Source organism: Pseudomonas sp. GM74 (genome assembly GCF_000282455.1).
Classification (GTDB): domain Bacteria; phylum Pseudomonadota; class Gammaproteobacteria; order Pseudomonadales; family Pseudomonadaceae; genus Aquipseudomonas.
Genome location: NZ_AKJG01000081.1, coordinates 1 through 653, shown reverse-complemented (window position 1 = coordinate 653; position 653 = coordinate 1). Strand labels below are relative to the sequence as shown.

1 protein-coding gene is annotated in these 653 nt (G+C 51.3%); it reads left to right on the top strand.

Features of this window, described 5'->3' with window-relative positions:
• Positions 1–80: 80 nt before the first annotated feature.
• Positions 81–359 (top strand): DUF2790 domain-containing protein, encoded by a 279-nt coding sequence (locus PMI34_RS11320; RefSeq protein WP_008050967.1) that lies wholly within the window; start codon positions 81–83, stop codon positions 357–359.
• Positions 360–653: the final 294 nt, after the last annotated feature.

Below are 653 nucleotides of genomic sequence, written 5' to 3'. Positions count from 1 at the left end.
GTCGCGGTGAAGTGAACTTCACTTTCTCAACGTGTCACATTAGGTCCTTGTCAAGCAAACGTCAGTGGAGGTACAGCCTTATGAGCATGGCCACAATTGTCAGTGCAGTGATTTCCAGTCTCGCACCCAGTGTCTTCGACCAGAACAGCCTGCAAGAACCCGGCGCGCATATCTCAGCCGTCGAGTACCACTACGGAATGGAAATCGATGTGAAACGGGTACTGCAGCGCACCGATACATCCGACAAGACCGGCGTGGTGCCGGTGACCCTGGTCTACGAAGACAGTGAGGGTGAGGTTCACAAGATCCGTTTCCTCGAATGGGGTGGAAGCCCCGCCGACCCAACCAGCATTGCCTGATCCGCTCGTCGATCGGGTTCCGGGCCTCGCAGCCCCCCAGAAGTGGAAGTTAAACCTTCTCTGCGCTCAGTGCGATTGAGGTTTTCTGTTACCTGAAAATGGACATGTTCGAATGACTAAAAGTTCATTCGTGAAACTCACTATTATCTTGATGGCGTAATGTCGCAAGATTAATTGATAACAATGGCTGGATCTAAATGGCGGTCAGCAACGGCAAACTCCAATCAAGCCGTGCCGAAAGCCAAGTTGATTCACTATTGAAACCGAGAGGCAACCATGGAACTTAGTATGTTC

Bases quoted from the DNA above. Each gene is read 5' to 3' on its own strand.
- PMI34_RS11320 (WP_008050967.1), top strand. From the start codon at position 81: ATGAGCATGGCCACAATTGTCAGTGCAGTGATTTCCAGTCTCGCACCC.